The sequence below is a fragment of the Flavobacterium xanthum genome (genome assembly GCF_900142695.1).
In the GTDB taxonomy this organism is placed as follows: Bacteria; Bacteroidota; Bacteroidia; order Flavobacteriales; family Flavobacteriaceae; genus Flavobacterium; species Flavobacterium xanthum.
In genome coordinates this window covers 1-18,252 of sequence record NZ_FRBU01000004.1, presented here as the reverse complement: position 1 = coordinate 18,252, position 18,252 = coordinate 1, and the positions used below count along the sequence as shown (strand labels likewise).

Annotated in this window: 16 protein-coding genes; 8 read left to right on the top strand and 8 right to left on the bottom strand. The window is 33.8% G+C overall.

Going from position 1 to position 18,252, the window contains the following annotated elements; translation table 11 throughout:
* Positions 1–70 precede the first annotated feature (70 nt).
* Positions 71–838 (top strand): carboxypeptidase-like regulatory domain-containing protein, encoded by a 768-nt coding sequence (locus BUC11_RS02600; protein ID WP_073351620.1) that lies wholly within the window; start codon positions 71–73, stop codon positions 836–838.
* 683 nt (positions 839–1,521) lie between these two features.
* Here the strand turns inward: BUC11_RS02600 and guaB are convergent.
* A complete protein-coding gene (gene guaB, locus BUC11_RS02595) occupies positions 1,522–2,994 on the bottom strand; it encodes an IMP dehydrogenase (RefSeq protein ID WP_073351619.1) in 1,473 nt (490 codons plus the stop codon).
* A gap of 164 nt (positions 2,995–3,158) precedes the next feature.
* Between guaB and BUC11_RS02590 the strand changes: the two genes are divergently transcribed.
* Positions 3,159–5,660, top strand: coding sequence for a cation-translocating P-type ATPase (locus BUC11_RS02590; protein ID WP_073351616.1), 2,502 nt, complete (start codon positions 3,159–3,161; stop codon positions 5,658–5,660).
* A gap of 3 nt (positions 5,661–5,663) precedes the next feature.
* Here BUC11_RS02590 and BUC11_RS02585 read toward each other — a convergent pair whose 3' ends face one another.
* From BUC11_RS02585 to BUC11_RS02570, 4 genes are all read right to left on the bottom strand, one after another.
* Complete coding sequence (locus BUC11_RS02585; protein WP_073351613.1) at positions 5,664–7,058, bottom strand: DUF5723 family protein; 1,395 nt, start codon at positions 7,056–7,058, stop codon at positions 5,664–5,666.
* Complete coding sequence (locus tag BUC11_RS02580; RefSeq protein WP_073351611.1) at positions 7,055–7,603, bottom strand: hypothetical protein; 549 nt, start codon at positions 7,601–7,603, stop codon at positions 7,055–7,057. Before BUC11_RS02580 ends, BUC11_RS02585 begins: the two co-directional genes overlap by 4 nt.
* 108 nt (positions 7,604–7,711) lie before the next feature.
* Entirely contained in the window at positions 7,712–8,575 is an 864-nt protein-coding gene (locus tag BUC11_RS02575) for a hydroxymethylglutaryl-CoA lyase (RefSeq protein ID WP_073351609.1), read from the bottom strand.
* 97 nt (positions 8,576–8,672) lie between these two features.
* Positions 8,673–9,692, bottom strand: coding sequence for a quinone-dependent dihydroorotate dehydrogenase (locus tag BUC11_RS02570; RefSeq protein ID WP_073351607.1), 1,020 nt, complete (start codon positions 9,690–9,692; stop codon positions 8,673–8,675).
* Between the two features lie 115 nt (positions 9,693–9,807).
* On the opposite strand from BUC11_RS02570, the gene BUC11_RS02565 reads away from it, so the two are divergent.
* The 3 genes from BUC11_RS02565 (at position 9,808) to BUC11_RS16730 (ending at position 12,466) form a co-directional block, all read left to right on the top strand.
* Positions 9,808–10,284, top strand: coding sequence for a hypothetical protein (locus BUC11_RS02565; protein ID WP_073351605.1), 477 nt, complete (start codon positions 9,808–9,810; stop codon positions 10,282–10,284).
* 74 nt (positions 10,285–10,358) lie between these two features.
* On the top strand, positions 10,359–11,612 hold the full coding sequence (pepT, locus tag BUC11_RS02560; protein WP_073351602.1) for a peptidase T: 1,254 nt from the start codon (positions 10,359–10,361) through the stop codon (positions 11,610–11,612).
* Between the two features lie 410 nt (positions 11,613–12,022).
* Positions 12,023–12,466: a hypothetical protein gene (locus tag BUC11_RS16730; protein WP_139259414.1), complete on the top strand. Its 444-nt coding sequence runs from the start codon at positions 12,023–12,025 to the stop codon at positions 12,464–12,466.
* Positions 12,467–12,543: 77 nt separating this feature from the next.
* Here BUC11_RS16730 and yajC read toward each other — a convergent pair whose 3' ends face one another.
* The 3 genes from yajC to BUC11_RS02540 form a co-directional block, all read right to left on the bottom strand.
* Positions 12,544–12,816, bottom strand: a complete 273-nt coding sequence (gene yajC / locus BUC11_RS02550) for a preprotein translocase subunit YajC (protein WP_073351599.1) — start codon at positions 12,814–12,816, stop codon at positions 12,544–12,546.
* 30 nt (positions 12,817–12,846) lie between these two features.
* A complete protein-coding gene (gene nusB, locus BUC11_RS02545) occupies positions 12,847–13,758 on the bottom strand; it encodes a transcription antitermination factor NusB (protein WP_073351797.1) in 912 nt (303 codons plus the stop codon).
* Positions 13,759–13,943: 185 nt separating this feature from the next.
* A complete protein-coding gene (locus BUC11_RS02540) occupies positions 13,944–15,050 on the bottom strand; it encodes a Glu/Leu/Phe/Val family dehydrogenase (protein WP_073351597.1) in 1,107 nt (368 codons plus the stop codon).
* A 201-nt stretch (positions 15,051–15,251) separates the two neighbouring features.
* Here BUC11_RS02540 and BUC11_RS02535 point away from each other — a divergent pair, with 201 nt between their 5' ends.
* The 3 genes from BUC11_RS02535 to BUC11_RS02525 all read left to right on the top strand — a co-directional run bounded on the left by BUC11_RS02535 (position 15,252) and on the right by BUC11_RS02525 (position 18,206).
* Positions 15,252–17,012, top strand: a complete 1,761-nt coding sequence (locus BUC11_RS02535) for an ABC transporter ATP-binding protein (RefSeq protein ID WP_073351595.1) — start codon at positions 15,252–15,254, stop codon at positions 17,010–17,012.
* A 71-nt stretch (positions 17,013–17,083) separates the two neighbouring features.
* Entirely contained in the window at positions 17,084–17,464 is a 381-nt protein-coding gene (locus tag BUC11_RS02530; protein WP_073351593.1) for a PUR family DNA/RNA-binding protein, read from the top strand.
* A gap of 91 nt (positions 17,465–17,555) precedes the next feature.
* A complete protein-coding gene (locus BUC11_RS02525; RefSeq protein ID WP_073351590.1) occupies positions 17,556–18,206 on the top strand; it encodes a hypothetical protein in 651 nt (216 codons plus the stop codon).
* The last annotated feature ends 46 nt before the right edge of the window (positions 18,207–18,252 follow it).

Here is an 18,252-nt window from a genome sequence, read left to right as displayed (position 1 = left end):
TTGTAATTATATACTAGAACTACAAAATATTTAATCCTGATTTATTACTTTTAAAGTCTTAAATCAGTGTATGAAATATTTTGTAGTTTTTTTGTTTACAATCCTCTCTGCGGTTGCTGTTGCACAAGTTAAAGAACCTTCCCAAAAAGTTGATGGCATCATCATCAGTAACACAACTAGACAGTCTTTACCTAATGTGAATATCATAAATATCAACAAAGTAAGAGGTGCAACTACTGACTCAAGAGGCTATTTTGAAATCGATGTGCAACTCAACGACACACTTCACATTACTAGCCTAGGTTTTCAATCGCTCCGCGTGCGTGTTACCAATGACTGGATCAAAAATAAAAGCACAAAAATACAACTTACTGAAAAAGCCATCGCACTTGAAGAAATAGTAATACGTCCCTTTAATTTAACAGGATATCTAGAAGTTGACACTAAAATTATTCCCGTTAAAGAAAACTACAGGTACAGCATTTCAGGGTTAACCCAAGGATATGAAGCAGGCGCTTATTCTCCAAATGCCTTTGGAAGAGTACTTGGATCCATCTTTAATCCAGCAGATGTGCTCTATAATTTTTTTGGTAAAAACCCAAAAGAGCTCAAGAAACTTAAAGAGATGAAAAAAGATGACACGGTTCGGAATCTACTAGAATCTAAGTTTGATAGAGAAATGATTTCAGTTCTTTTAGGCGTTGAAAAAAATGAAATAGCTGAAATTCTCCAGCGTTGTAACTATTCCGAATCTTTTATACAATCCGCAAACGATTTACAAATTATGGATGCTATAAGTGGTTGTTATGAGGAATATAAGGTTTTGAAGAAGAAATAAATACAATGAAAATCCAGTCGGTTTTATTTCTAATTCTACAATTCCTCGATGGCAGTAGCGATTAGAAATTTTCACTTTAATCAGATACACTTAGCACAGAATTAAAATTCCAATACAATGTAATCGATTGATAGGATCACATTTCAAAGTATGTACTACAACAATAACGACAATACAATTATAGGAATTTACTGGTGCCAATGCCGTAAACTTTAAACTTGGCAGTATTTTTTATCAGGGTCTATCGCGACAATTGTTAGTTTCAAAAATAATTATTACTGCGGTAAAGATTCTATAGGTTAATTAAAATCTAAAACAGAACTTCTTATTTACGAAGAGAGACACCTCCATTTTTAATATGCCAATTACATCTCACTCATTGTATGCCAAGGGAGTATGATAATTAATCATTGAAGGAACGTTTTAAAAATATTTTTTGATTCCAAATCAAAAAAATTATATACTTTTACTTACATCATAAAAAACTAATTTTAAAAATCTATATCATGGCAAAAAGTCAAGACGCAAAGAAAACAGCTAAAAAAGAGCCATTGAAAACGGCTAAAGAAAAGAAAGAAGAAAAGAGAGACAAGAAAAACACTCCAAAAAGAGATTAAGTACTTAAAAAGGCTGCCAAAAGTTTTCAACTCTAGGCAGCCTTTTTTATGCTTTTAGCTTAAAATTTATCTTGAATAATTTGGAGCTTCTTTTGTAATCGTTACATTATGAGGATGACTCTCATTGATTCCACTAGCTGTAATGCGAACAAAACGACCAGTTTCTTGTAGCGTAGGAATATCTTTTGAACCACAATAACCCATTCCAGCTCTAAGACCCCCAACGAATTGCTGCATACTTTCATTCAATTCCCCTTTATAAGGTACACGACCCACAATTCCTTCTGGAACTAATTTCTTTACATCATCTTCAACATCTTGAAAATAACGGTCTTTTGAACCTTCCTGCATCGCTTCAACAGAACCCATTCCGCGGTACGATTTGAATTTTCTTCCTTCAAAAATAATAGTTTCACCAGGAGATTCCATGGTACCGGCCAATAAGGAACCCAACATCACACAGTCAGCACCTGCAGCAATAGCCTTAGGAATATCACCTGTATACCGAATTCCACCATCTGCAATTACAGGAACTCCAGTCCCTTTGATAGCCGCAGCCACTTCAAGAACAGCAGAAAATTGAGGAAAACCAACACCCGCAACAATGCGCGTAGTACAAATTGAACCAGGTCCAATTCCTACTTTTACACCATCAGCTCCATTTTCAACTAAGAACTTAGCTGCTTCCGGTGTAGCAATGTTACCTACAATAACATCAATTTGAGGAAATTTACTTTTTACTTCTTTCAATACGTTGACAACACCTTGTGTGTGTCCGTGAGCGGTATCAATAATAATGGCATCAACTCCAGCATTTACTAATGCTTCAGCTCTTTGAACAGCATCACCAGTTACACCGATGGCTGCAGCAACTCGCAAACGACCATAAACATCTTTATTTGCAATTGGTTTTTGAGTTAATTTAGTGATATCTCTAAATGTTATTAAGCCTACTAATTTGTAGTCTTTGTTAACAACTGGTAATTTTTCGATTTTGTGTCCCTGTAAAACTACTTCTGCTTGTTCTAGTGAAGTACCTTCCGCAACAGTAACCAAATTTTCGCTGGTCATTACCTCAATAATAGGTCTGGCACTATTTTTTTCAAAACGTAAATCTCTGTTAGTGACGATTCCTTTTAAAATTTGATTATCATCTACAATTGGAATTCCTCCAATTCCATATTCTTTCATCGCATTTTTAGCATCAGCTACAGTAGAAGTCAACGGCAAAGTAACTGGATCTATAATCATTCCAGACTCAGCACGCTTTACTTTTCGTACTTTAGCAGCTTGCTGCTCGATTGTCATATTTTTATGTAAAACACCTATTCCACCCTCTTGAGCCATAGCAATTGCCATTGCACTTTCGGTTACCGTATCCATTGCAGCGGATACAATTGGAACATTTAGTGTTATATTTCTTGAAAATTTTGATTGAATACTCACTTCGCGCGGAAGCACATTGGAGTAGTTGGGTACTAATAGAACATCATCGTAAGTTAATCCTTCACCGATAATCTTAGAGTTGTGTGCGATCATTGCAATTGTAGTTGGAGTTTAATTGCGTGCAAATATAGACAATTTTAAGCAAAAAAACAGCTTCTTTATACAATAAATAATTAAATTGCATTTCGAAGGCAATTCCTTGTTCCTGATTTACGCTATGGTTTCCAATCTATTAAATCTGATTAATTTATTTTGTTATGACAGAAACCCAACAACCGCTGAAAGGACTTTCAAATGAAGAAGTAGTACTTTCGAGAACAAAGTTTGGATCAAACGCTATAGTTCAACAGAAAAAAAATCTTTTTCTGAATTCGGTATTTGAAATGGTCAAAGAACCCATGTTCCTGCTTTTACTTACTGCAACCAGTATTTATTTCATTACAGGCGATTTTGGAAATGGAATTTTCATGACCGTAGCAATACTGTTAGTTTCTACTATTTCACTTTATCAGGAATCAAAAAGCAGAACAGCAATTGAAGCTTTAAAAAAATTATCCCAACCCAAAAGCAAAGTCATTCGCAACAATGAAATAATAGAAATTCCAAGCGAGGAAATTGTCATAGGTGATCTGCTCCAAGCGGAAGAAGGCACTTTTATTCCTGCGGACGGCGTCATCCTGCAATCCAATGATTTCTCTGTTAATGAATCCATTCTTACTGGAGAATCGCTGGCTGTTTTTAAAAATGAAACAACAAAAAACAATACCGTATTTCTTGGAACAATTGTCACAGGTGGTTTGGCGATTTGTGAAGTAACCGCTATAGGCAACAAAACTCAATTGGGAATAATAGGCAAAAGTCTAGAATCTATTGTGGAAGAAAAAACACCTTTGCAAATTCAGATCGGAAACTTTGTCAAAAAAATGTCTCTTGTTGGTTTGGTGATTTTTGGCTTTGTCTGGTTTATAAATTATTACAATTCAAAAGAGGTTCTAGACAGCCTTTTGAAAGCGCTAACTTTGGCAATGAGTATTATTCCAGAGGAGATTCCAGTTGCTTTTACCACCTTTATGGCTCTTGGTTCTTGGCGCTTGATGAAAATGGGGATTATTGTTAAACAAACAAAAACCGTAGAAACTTTAGGAAGTGCAAACGTAATTTGTACAGATAAAACAGGAACCATTACAGAAAACAAGATGAGTCTGGCGCAATGCTATACGCTGTCGAATGATACTATAAACGAACCTTGCTCGGACAATAATACTGAATTATTAACTATAGCGATGTGGGCCAGCGAACCCATTCCTTTTGACCCAATGGAAATCGCCTTGCATGATGCCTATTCCAAATTAAAAACAGCGGACGAACGGCCTAATTTTAAACTTGTACATGAATATCCATTAGAGGGGAAACCACCTATGATGACTCATGTTTTCGAGAATCATAATGGGAACAGAATTATCGCTGCCAAAGGTGCTACTGAAGCATTAATAGCAACTTCAAATTTATCCGAAAATGAAAAACAAAAAATTATAGCCGCAATGAGCAAAATGGCTTTAGAAGGTTATCGGGTTTTAGGTGTTGGACTTGCAGCATTTTCAGGCTCTGATTATCCTGAAAAACAACAGGATTTTTCTTTTAAATTTAAAGGACTAGTTGCTTTTTACGATCCTCCAAAAGCAAATATAAAAGCGGTTTTCGAAACCCTATACAAAGCTGGAATCCAAGTAAAAATAGTTACAGGCGACAATGCGGAAACAACAGCGACAATTGCTAAACAAATTGGTTTTAGAAATGCCGATAAAACAATAAATGGAGATGAATTAATGGCGATGGACGACGCAACACTTAGAGAAAAGGTTATGGAAACTGCCATTTTTACCAGAATGTTTCCTGAAGCTAAACTCAAGATTATAAAAGCACTAAAAGACAACAATCAAATTGTAGCCATGACTGGTGATGGTGTAAACGATGGACCCGCTTTAAAATCAGCCCACATAGGAATTGCTATGGGAAAAAAGGGAACAGAAATTGCGAAACAAGCTGCCAATCTGATCCTGATTGAGGATGATTTCTCCAAAATGATTGATGCGGTTGCCATGGGTAGGAAAATATACAACAATCTAAAAAAAGCCATACAATATATCATTTCAATACACATCCCTATCATCTTGATTATCTTTATCCCTTTGGCATTAGGATGGATTTATCCTAATATTTTCTCCCCAGTTCACGTTATATTTTTGGAAATAATCATGGGACCTACTTGCTCTATAATATACGAGAACGAACCTATGGAACGCAACTTAATGCTGTTACAACCCAGACCTTTTACTAGTACATTTTTTAAACTTAAAGAAATTACAATCAGTATCATTCAAGGTCTTGTCATCACAATTGGACTGTTATTTATGTACCAGTATTGCGTAGCTACACATTGTTCTGAGAGTACCACAAGGACCGTGGTATTCCTAACGTTAATTTCGTCTAATATTTTTCTAACACTTGCCAATCGTTCCTTTTATTACTCCATTTTAACAACATTACACTACAAAAATAATTTGGTCTTATTGATCATCAGCGCCACCATTTTAGTAACGGCTTCCTTGTTGTTTATCCCATTATTTGCCTCTTTTTTCCAGTTTGAAAGGGTTTCTGGATTCCAAATGGGATTGAGTATTTTAGTAGGGATTGTGTCCGTACTTTGGATAGAAATTTACAAAGGATTTAAACGACGGAAAGCCTCCGATTTAGAATAACATTTATTTTTTTCTATTCTTAAAGATAACATTTAGTCCCAGTTGAAAAGAAAGACTGTTTGCTTTGGTAATATCTCTGTATTCCAAAAGATTGTCAGCAAGAACATAGAAATTTACAGGGCCAAAAGTGCTAGATAATCCCAAACCTATGTTATTGTATGAATACGAATCCAAAGTATATGTTGCTTTCATTTGCAATGACTTGAAAATTTTTCTTCTGTAAAAAGTGGTAAAGGCAACCAATGGCGTTCTTGGCGTAGTCATCACAAAGAGCTGAGCACCTATCGCGCTTTTATAAATAGTTTCCGGATTATAATCTAAACAATTACACTCTTCTGGTCTTTCTTCATCAAATGAAAACTGAACGGAAGAATTGAATTTAGCCGGGCGCCAAGTTGTATAAGCTGCGTATAAGGTGTCCAAAGGAATAGCGTCCTTAAAATCTTGAAATCCATTTTCAACCGATTCTCCAGAACTGAATTTTGGAATTACTCCCTTGTATTCATAGGTTCCTTTATAAGTTAAACTTTCCACTTCTTTGTTGTGCTTAATAAAACCAACGTCTATCATACTTGCAGTTAGCTGTACATTTTTCTTTGGATAATAGGTAAAACCAGCATCAAATCCCAACCCTAAATTACCACCTAAAAAAGCCCTTTTGGTGATATCTTTTACTACATTAGGTTCATAATTCTCGTCATCATATTTTGCGATGCCTGATGTATTAAGTTGCAGTTGAGAATAAATCATCTGTTCGTAGACTCCGGCTGAAGATGGATTAGTGTAAATATAACCCGAGTTATTTGTAGAACTAACATTATAAATACTAGAATAAATCTTTCCCCGTACACCTAAAATAAAGTTTTTATTAATGTTCTTGTGGAATCCAACATGAAAAACGGATAGCATTTCAGCTTTTACATTTAAATCTCCTAAATCAAAAACTTTACCCAAATAGTCTCTGTTCCCGTCTAAAGCTAAAATGGCTAAATCTTTAGGAACATAACTCAACGCATCGAATTCCTGATACATACCAAACGAAATATAGGAATCACTTTGTTCTCCAGCAATTTTAAAACCACCGTTAAAAACTTCTATTTGCTCGTTTATCGCCAGCCTGTCTTTTCTTGTAGTAGAAAACACAACATTCCGCAGTTTTACATTAAAATCGATACCATTATCGGCAAATAAATCATAAGCTGAAAATCCACTAGAACCTACATTTGCAGAAATTCCAGACAAGAGAGGAATGCCAAAATAAAAATTGTATTTAAAATCAGCACCAGGATTAGTCAGTAATGACTGCGGAACCGATGTAAAATTATATAATATTTGTTTGTTTTGTGAAAAGCAATTTATCGCTAGCATTAGAACTAAAACCCACACTATTTTTTTCATTCTACTACTAAATAAGCGGTTACACCTGAACGCAATTTCAAACTTCCTATACTACTTTCGCTTAATGCAGCACCCGGCAACATGGTCATTGTGAACGCAATTCTTGTAGTTCTTTTTAAAAGATCTAATTGAGTATTTTCAAACACTTCCGTTTTGGTCACTTTATTTTCTACACCTAAGTACGGCGGAATAGCCAGATTAATAGCGTGAACAGGTTGATTATTTCTATCTAAAAATACTAAATCTACTGAATACCCTCTATTTATTGTGTTTTCCATTTCAAAGAAAAGTTCCACTTTTTTTAATCGCTGTCTAAAGAAAGAGCCATTAAATATATCAACCGTTGGTGCATCAAAAATTACATTTTGCTCTACTCCATTGGTAACAAATTGATTTGCAAGTACATCAAAATAAGCTAAATTAGTCACCACTACCGGTTCTATTTTTACATCATTCACCTGATTGAAATCCAAATCACTTGCGCAGGAAAATAAAAAAAACGACAGTAGTATTCCTAAAAATCTATTGAGAGTCCGAAATTTCATACTAAGGTAATTTAATGGTAAAATTTAGAGAACAGTATAACTAACGAACCAATCCTAAATTTATTATTTCTGAAGTAATTGATGTTTGTAAATAACAGGATGTTAATTTTAATGATATTCTCCAAACAATTTAGAAGCTTCATTGTAAGCACTTTCAAAACTCATTGGACTCAAATTAGTAAATTCCTTTTGTGCAGTAAAATAGGACAACAATTTCTCCGTCGGCATATTACCAGTGAGATCATCAGTCGCCATTGGACAGCCACCAAAACCCTGGATAGCGCCATCAAAACGACGGCATCCCGCTTTATAAGCTGCATCAATTTTCTCAAACCATTTATCTGGTGTTGTGTGTAAATGAGCTCCAAATTCTATTTCGGGATACTTCGGAATTAAATTGGAAAACAAGTACGAGATTACCTCAGGAGTGGAACTTCCCACTGTATCCGAGAGTGACAGTATCTTAACACCCATGGCTGCTAATTTCCGGGTCCACTCCCCAACAATTTCCATATTCCATGGATCTCCATACGGATTACCAAAACCCATCGATAAATAAGCCACTACTTCTTTATTACTTTTATCAGCAATTTCAAGGATCTCCTGAAGAGTGATTAATGATTCGGCTATAGTTTTGTGCGTATTCCGCATTTGGAAATTTTCAGAAATCGAAAATGGAAAACCTAGATATTGTATTTCGGGATGAACAGAGGCTAGTGTTGCACCTTGAGTATTAGCAATAATTGCTAGTAATTTGCTTTGGGTTTGAGACAAATCAAGTTGTGCCAAAACTTCGGCTGTATCTAGCATTTGCGGAATCGCTTTAGGCGAAACAAAACTCCCAAAATCAATACTGTCAAAACCTACACGCAACAAAGACTGAATATAAGCCACTTTTTTTTTCGTAGGAATAAATGGTTTAATGCCTTGCATGGCATCACGTGGACATTCTATAATTTTTATTGCTTCCATAGACAGCCAAAGATAGAAAAACAATTAGGAATTTAAAATTAAGGTTTTTAAATATTAGCAAATTAATATTTAGCTGTATTTTTCTACATTTTAAAAACTACAGTCTTTTTAAAATTTCTTTATTTATGGCTTTCACCAAAGCGGGTCCTTCATAAATAAAACCAGTATACAATTGTACTAAACTTGCTCCAGCATCTAATTTCTCTAAGGCATCAGCCGCAGAATGAACGCCTCCTACTCCAATTATTGGAAAAGATTTATTACTTTTTTCGGACAAAAACCGAATCACTTCAGTCGAACGTTTTGCTAACGGCTTCCCTGACAATCCGCCCATTTCTACTTTATTTTCAGACTGTAGACCTTCTCTGGAAATAGTTGTGTTGGTAGCGATAACGCCTGCTATTTTAGTTTCATTTACGATATCAATAATATCTAATAACTGGCCATCGGTTAAATCAGGTGCGATTTTCAGCAGTATTGGCTTTTGTTTTGGCTTTGCCAAATTCTTATTTTGTAGTGTTTGCAACAACTGTGTCAGCGGTTCTTTATCCTGCAAAGCACGCAGATTTGGTGTATTAGGCGAACTTACATTTACTACAAAATAATCCACATAATCATACAACGCCTCAAAACAAATTTCGTAATCTGACGTGGCTTCCTCATTTGGCGTCAGTTTGTTTTTTCCAATATTCCCGCCTATTAAAACGCCTTTATTTTTCTTTAAAAGTGCCACCGCGTCATGAACACCTCCATTATTAAACCCCATTCTATTGATGATTGCATTATCTTCTCTTAGACGGAACAAGCGTTTCTTAGGGTTTCCCTCTTGTCCTTTTGGCGTGAGTGTTCCTATTTCGATAAAACCAAAACCAAAATTCGATAGTTCTTTATACAATTTTGCGTCTTTATCAAAACCTGCCGCTAATCCTACTGGATTTTTAAATTTTAATCCAAAAACTTCCGTTTCTAATCGAGAATCCTTTACTTCATAAAGAGATTTAAAAAGTGCTGGAAAACCTGGTATTTTTGATACAAAGCGAATCAATGAAAAAGTAAAATAGTGCACTTTTTCAGGATCAAAGCTAAAAAGTATGGGGCGAATCAGTAATTTATACATGAGTAGTTAGTTGTGTGGTGCAAAAATATAAAATAGTTGCTGTTTTGCTACATACATTTGAACAATTACTTACAATAAAAGCTATTTTTGTACAATCACCACAAAAATAAATCACTTGAAAAAAATAATTTTGCTTGCGCTAATTCTGTTTACTATTTCTTGCTCAAATGACGATGAAGAAATAGGATCAATTGACCAACCTACATTCAATGTCAATTTACTATTAAAAGGGTGGCGGTATGACGTTTTGAAAATAAACGGAACCTATTATAATTACGAGCATAACCCAAATTGTAATAATGATTTTTTTGGTTTTCTAAATAGACCGGGACAAGCTTATCAATTTATTGAAACCACTTTTACAAATGATTATTGCACGAACAACAGTGCTACATTGGACTGGAAAATAAAAAAGGATACACTCTATTTCTATATCGGAAATCAAGTTGTTTTGACTTACAAAGTGATCGCATTAACAGCTACTAATTTTACTTTTTCTTTTGAAAATGACATCGATCAAAATGGCACGATCGATACTATAGAAGTGAGCGCCTCTCCCTACGATCCCTATAATATGTTTGGAAACAATTAATAAATTATACTTTTTTAAACATTCTTATCCTTTCCATTTTTATATATTTGCTTGAATTAAACATATAAAAATCCATGCAACATATCATCGATCGTTTCATCAGTTACGTAATTATAGATACGGAATCCGATGCGAATTCAGAAACAACTCCAAGTACCAAAAAACAATGGGATTTAGCTCATAAACTAGTTGAGGAATTGAAAAATATTGGAATGCAAGACGTTTCAATAGATGATAAATCTTATATCATGGCTACACTACCAAGTAATGTGGAGCACGAGGTACCAACGATTGGATTTATTTCTCATTTTGACACGTCACCTGATTTTTGCGGAGCCAATATAAAACCACAAATTGTACCAAATTACGATGGTAAAGACATCGTATTAAATGCCGATAAAAATATTGTTTTATCGCCTAGTTATTTCAAAGATTTATTGCTTTACAAAGGACAAACGTTGATTACCACTGACGGAACTACATTATTAGGTGCCGATGATAAAGCCGGTATTACAGAAATTGTTACGGCAATGGAATTTCTTATTAATAATCCAGAAATCAAACACGGAAAAATTAGAGTTGGCTTTACACCAGATGAAGAAATTGGCCGCGGTGCCCATCATTTTGATGTAGATAAATTTGGAGCTGATTGGGCCTATACTATGGATGGTAGCCAAGTTGGGGAACTAGAATACGAAAATTTTAATGCAGCTGGCGCCAAAATAACTTTCAAAGGAAAAAGCGTGCATCCTGGCTATGCCAAAGGTAAAATGATCAATTCCATGCTGATCGCTAATGATTTCATCAATGAACTTCCTCATGGAGAGACTCCACAAGAAACAAAAGGATATGAAGGTTTTTTTCACGTTCATCACTTAACAGGAAGTATCGAAGAAACCGTTTTGGAATTAATCATTCGCGATCACAACAAGAAAAAATTTGAAAAGCGTAAAGAGCTAATAGAAAAAATAACTAAAAAAATAAATAAGAAATTTGCTAAACAGTTTGGTGAAGATATCGTTACAGCCGAAATAAAGGATCAATATTACAACATGAAAGAAAAGGTTTTACCTGTGAAACATATTGTGGATATTGCTGAACAAGCAATGAAAGAAATTGGAATAAAACCATTAATTAAACCTATTCGTGGTGGAACAGACGGTTCTCAGTTATCATATAAAGGATTACCATGCCCTAATATTTTTGCAGGTGGCCATAATTTTCACGGAAAATACGAATATGTTCCTGCAGAAAGCATGCAAAAAGCAGTAGAAGTAATCGTTAAAATAGCTGAATTAACCGCTATAGAAAATAGTGCAAGAAAATAAAATATTGGAATACAACTAGTTAACCTGTTGATCGTATAAAATTATTACTTGTTTACCTCCAGTGTTACTGAAAAACATAGGTTTAAATGATTATTACTGTAAAAATAAAGCCCCATTTCTGAAATTCAGATTTGGGGTTTTATTGTTTTAATAAGCCAACGTGCGGCCATAAGTTTGATCGATTTTTATTTGAAAAACAAAATTAAAACCTTGTTTTACACTTTTAATTCAGATGCCATTGTTTCGAAAATAATTGATTTACTGAAATAAAAAAAAGCTATTCTATGAAAAGCTTAACATTGCATTATGTTTTAAATCACTATATTTACTTACAATAACACAACAATTTAATAACATTATTCAGAATATAGAATGTAATTAAAACAAGTAGTAAACTAACAATATAAACTATGACACAACAAAACGAAGAGGAAACAACAAAGCCGGCTGAATCAAAACCGGAGATTAAAAAGCCGGTTAGAGCCAAAAGAACACCCGTAATCAAAGTTAAAGACGAGCCTGTAGCGATTATAGAACCTGTAGACGAGACCATCACAACAGAAATTATTGAAGAAACGATAACTATCGCGGTTGAAAGCGACACTAGTACTCCTGTTGTAGCAGAAAAAAAAGACAAGAAAAAAACCACTAAAAAGACAGTGAAAATGAAAGACAAAGACAAGAAAAAGGCTAAAAAAGCCGATGCAAAAGAAAAAGCGAAAGCAAAAGCTAAAAAGGCAAAAAAAGCTAAAAAAGACAAAGCGAAGAAAGCAAAAGTTAAAGCCAAGATAAAAGCAAAAAAAGCCAAGGCAAAATCTAAAAAAGCAAAGAAGAATAAAAAGAATAAGAAATAATAGGATTGTTTTTTACATAAAAAAAGTCCCAAACCGAAAATCGGATTGGGACTTTTATATTGATAAGAAGGAGTGAATTATTTTTTGTTCAATGCAGCACTCATTTCCATAGAGATTGCAGAGCGCTCCATTTTTAATTTTCCTGACATCGTTTCTACAACAACAGTTGTATCCGCTAATTCCGAAACTTTTCCGTGAAGACCGCTTTTAGTAATGATTTTATCACCTACTTTTAACGTACTTTCAAATTCTTTTTCGTTTTTAGCTCTTTTTTGTTGTGGTCTGATCATAAAGAAATAGATCACCACAAACATTAATATATACGGTGCAAATTGAGTTAATTGTTCCATAATTTTAATTCTCTTTTTATTTGTTAATTATTACATTAAACCACGACCAGCTTTGATGATTCTCTTGTTGGTTTGCAGCTCTTTTACTAAATTATCTAAAATTCCATTGATAAAAATACTACTTTTTGGTGTAGAATATTCCTTAGCGACTTCTAAATATTCATTAAGAGTAACTTTTATTGGAATGGACGGGAATTTCAAGAATTCACAAATTGCCATTTTAAGGATAATCGTATCAATTTCAGCAATTCTATCACTGTCCCAGTTGGGCGTTTTATCTAGATATTCCTTTGCCAATTCAGTTTCATTTAAAACCGTTTTTCGAAACAAGTCTTTTACAAAATCCTTGTCTTCATTGTCTTTATACAATTTTGGTACTCTAAAATTGTCATCTTCACCTGGTTTAATCGCTTTCAATTGCTTGATGATATGCGTATTCACTAATGGAATATCATCAACCCAAGTCAACTTATCATCTTCTAAATAGTCGTATAATTTTTCATTAGGAACAATAACCTCCATAAACAAATCAACAATAAATTGTCGGTCTTCTTCAAATGTATTTACTGCATTACTCATGTAATCAGCATACAAACTACTTGCTTTTATCGCATTCAAAAGCAATAAAATATAATCGTCGTTTAAAGTCCAATTATTAATTTTACGGTTTTCCAGTGCAATACTTAATGAGTTGTTTTCGGAAAGAATTTGAAAAATCATGTTTTTAATGAATTTCTCGTTGGGCTTACGTTCCTCAGCAGTTGCAAGATGCTTTAGACTTGATTTATCCAAAAAGATTGTTTCTGTTTTACAAATCTCAATCAGCGAAGAAAGCATGATTAGGTATAAATCTTGAATATTGTCGATACTGTAAAAAAGAAATTTCTCTTCTTTTTCTAAATTATCTGAACCGCTTTGATGCATCGCATAAATGGATTGCATGACTTTAACGCGAATGTGTCTTCTATTTACCACCTTGTAAGAACTTTTATTAATTAGCCTGCAAAAATAAGTCTTTACTTTTTTAAAATAAAATATATAATCGCTTATTTTAAAAGTATTCCATAATCCGTATGCATCGATCAAGACGAAATGAACACTGAATACGGATTATGGAACAGTTAAAATTACTTTTTGCTATTCTCCAATTTTCTTTGATTGATTCGATTTTGAGCAATCGTCAAAGCGGCGTGGTGCGGTGTGATTTTATTAGCAAGAGCAAAATCAAATATCTCTAGAGTTGTGTTATAAATATTTTCCGTCTTACGCATAATTTCAGCTTTGTCATAATGTGCTAATTCCGCATAAACATTAATAATTCCACCCGCATTAATTAAGAAATCAGGAGCATATAAAATGCCTCTTTCTTGCAGGATTGCTCCATGCACATTTTCGTCTGCCAACTGATTGTTAGCTGCACCAGCAATAACTTTTGCTTTAATTTTATATACAGTAGCGTCATTTAACGTGGCTCCCATGGCACAAGGCGCATAAATATCTACATCTGCAGTATATAAATCTTCCCCTCTGAAAATTTCTGCATTGTACTTCGTTCCTACTTCATTCAATTTTTCTTCATTGATATCAGCAATAGTAACGATTGCTCCTTCTTTGGTTAAATAATCAACTAAAGTTTCACCAACGTGACCAATTCCTTGAACCAATACTTTCTTACCGCTTAAAACATCCGAACCAAATTGTTGTTTAGCAGCTGCTTTCATTCCTAAATACACTCCATAAGCCGTAATTGGAGATGGATTTCCAGAACCACCTCTAGATTCAGAAATTCCGGTAACATAAGGTGTTACATCTCTAACGATATCCATATCTGCGGTTTCCATTCCTACATCCTCAGCAGTAATATATCTTCCGCTTAAAGAATGTACAAATTCACCAAACTTACGCATCAACTCTGGTGTTTTCTGTGTTTTGGCATCACCAATAATAACTGCTTTACCTCCACCAATATTCAATCCTGTGATTGCTGCCTTAAAAGTCATTCCCCGTGACAGACGCAAAACATCATTTAATGCTTCCCATTCGTTTGCGTAATTATACATTCGTGTTCCTCCTAAAGCAGGACCCATAACCGAATTATGAATACCAATAATTGCTTTTAAACCTGTATCTTTGTCGTTGCAAAATACAATTTGTTCGTGATCATCAAATGATAATTGGCCAAAAACGGGATCCATTTTTTGAAGTTCCTTGCCAGTTGTGAAAGCTGCATTCATAGTGTAAGTTTTAATAGTGATAAATTATGAATTTGTCAAAAAGACAATCCAAATTTACACAAAATATAAACATATATGAATGCTTTGTTAAAAAATCACCAAATTAGCAAGATTTACAAGTAAAAGTTAAGCCTTTAAATTATTAAAAATAAAATTTTATCCTAAAAATAAAATCATTTCAACACAGAATATATTAAAAAAATGAAAGAATTACGTTATTTAAACAAATACTTCGTCAAATACAAATACAGTTTTCTACTCGGAATCGTTTTTACGATTATAGCTCAGATTTTTATGTTGTTCACTCCTAAGTTGATCAGCAAATCATTTAAGGTTATTGAAGCTTTCGCCAAAGACAAAACCGTTGCTAAATCCGTGATTCATCAAGAATTAATTTCGAATATTTTACTGATTATTGCCACAACGATCATTGCGGGTTTCCTTACTTTTTTGATGCGACAAACTCTAATTGTGATGTCGCGCCATATTGAATTTGACCTAAAAAACGAAGTATTCCGCCAATATGAAAATCTTTCTCAAAATTTTTACAAGCAAAATCGGACAGGAGATTTAATGAACCGAATCAGCGAAGACGTTTCAAAAGTGAGAATGTACGTTGGTCCAGCAGTAATGTATACCATAAACACGGTTATCCGTTTTGCTATTGTTATTGTTTACATGTATAATGTCTCGCCTACATTAACATTGTACACACTCTTGCCCTTACCGCTTTTATCGTATGCTATTTTCAAGTTAAGTTCAGAAATCAATGTACGAAGCACCATTTTTCAACAATATTTATCCAAAGTTTCCAGTTTTTCACAAGAAATATTCTCTGGAATCCGCGTGATAAAAGCGTATTCTTTGGAGGATCAACATCAAAACAACATGGTTAATTTAGCGAATGAAAGCAAAAGTAAAAGCTTGAATTTGGCCAAAGTACAGTCTTTATTTGGTCCATTAATGTTGGCTCTAATAGGAATCAGTAACTTAGTGGTCATTTATTTTGGTGGTTTAATGTATATCGATGGCACCATTAAAAGCATTGGAACCATCGCTGAATTTATATTGTATGTCAATATGCTTACTTGGCCTGTAGCATCATTAGGTTGGGTTTCGTCTATGGTTCAAGAAGCAGAAGCGTCGCAGAAAAGGCTTAATGAATTTCTAAAAATAGAACCAGAAATAAAAAATAAAAACGAAAACAAATCGGTAATAGAAGGAACTATTTCTTTTGAAAATGTAAGTTACACCTATGAAGACACCAATATCAAAGCGCTTCAAAACATATCTTTCACCGTACAAAAGGGAGAAACTTTAGCTATCCTAGGCAAAACAGGTTCAGGAAAATCTACCATTTTATCCCTAATTTCAAGAATGTACGATGTTTCAGAAGGAAAAATAAATATTGATAAAAATGAAATAAGCACCATCAATCTTTTTGATTTACGCAACAGTATTGGGATTGTACCGCAAGATGCCTTTTTATTTTCAGACAGTATCAAGAACAATATTATGTTCGGAAAAGAAAATGCTACAGAAGAAGAAGTAAAATCTGCTGCTAAAAGTGCTGTTGTTCATGATAATATAATGGGCTTCAGTAAACAATACGAAACAGTTTTGGGCGAAAGGGGAATTACCCTTTCTGGCGGTCAAAAGCAAAGAGTTTCTATTGCGAGAGCCATCATTAAGAATCCTCCGATTTTGCTATTTGACGATTGCTTATCCGCTGTGGATACCCAAACCGAAGAAGAGATACTAAACAACTTGCATGAAATATGCAAAGACAAAACAACTATTATTGTTAGTCATCGCGTTTCTTCGGCTAAAAACGCAGACCGAATTATTATCATTGACAAAGGCCAAATTATACAACAAGGTTCTCATAATCAATTGATAAATCAGGAAGGATATTACGCCGCTTTGTACTTGAAACAACTTTCAGAAAAAGAAATGCTTTAATTGTTGTGTAATACATATTTTTTATAGATTTTTGGAAACTAGTTAACAACCATAAATTGACAGAAAGGATTATGAGAGAACATGACATGTTAGAAAAAGAAGAGATATTTTCTAAAGTTTTACGAGCTGGACGAAGAACCTATTTCTTTGATGTGAGAGCTACAAAAGCAGATGATTATTACATTACCATTACCGAAAGCAAGAAATTTACTGAGGAAGATGGATCATTCCACTTCAAAAAACATAAAATCTATTTATACAAGGAGGATTTTGCTGCTTTTGCTGAGATTTTAGGAGATATGACTTCTTACGTTTTGAACCATAAAGGCGAAGAGGTAATTTCAGAAAGACACCAAAAAGATTTCAAAAAAGAATATGCCTCTGAAAAATCAGATGATGAGATCCTACCACAAACATCTAGTTTTACGGATATCGATTTTGATGATATTTAATGGCTAAAAGACGCTTAAACGAAAGTTAAAAGCCTGAAATTCAAATGAGTTTCAGGCTTTTTTGATTACGTTTACTATATATATAACTCAAATGACAGAAACCAAATCATTGTTTAGCTTTTTATATACCGCTCTTTTATCTGAAAAGACAAAGAAAACAACCGAAAAGTTTTTTATCTCTGTAGCTATAATTAGCTATTTACTTCATTTGCTAGTTATAGCATTGGTTGATCTTGAAATTATTTTGGTCAATGATTATTCGAAATTGTTGAGTAATCCAATCTCTGCCATTTATACTCCTTTTTCCTTTATATTGATATACGAAGTGTATCTTTTAGTCTATTATTTACCTAAATCAACAACAATCTATATAGGCAAACAATATGAAATTATAACATTAATTATTATTCGTAGAATATTTAAAGACTTAACTAAATTAGAAATTAACTCCAGCTGGTTCACTGTAAAAACGAATGTGAATTTTACGCTTGACATTATAGCAACTATACTTTTATTCTTCTTAATTTTTGTTTTTTACAACCTCAACAGAAAAAATGAGATCAACCAATCTAAAATTCAAAAAACGTTAGATGTAAATAAATTTATAAAACTTAAAAACATTTTTGCGATTGTGCTCATTCCCATTTTTGTTGTGCTATCGCTTTATAGTCTAGGACATTGGATTTATGAAAGTATGCTGCTCCCCAAAAAACGTACAACTTTTTGTGTGAATTTAAGATAGGATTAAAAACCTTAAATTAGCAGAATTATGTCAAGAACAAGAAGAG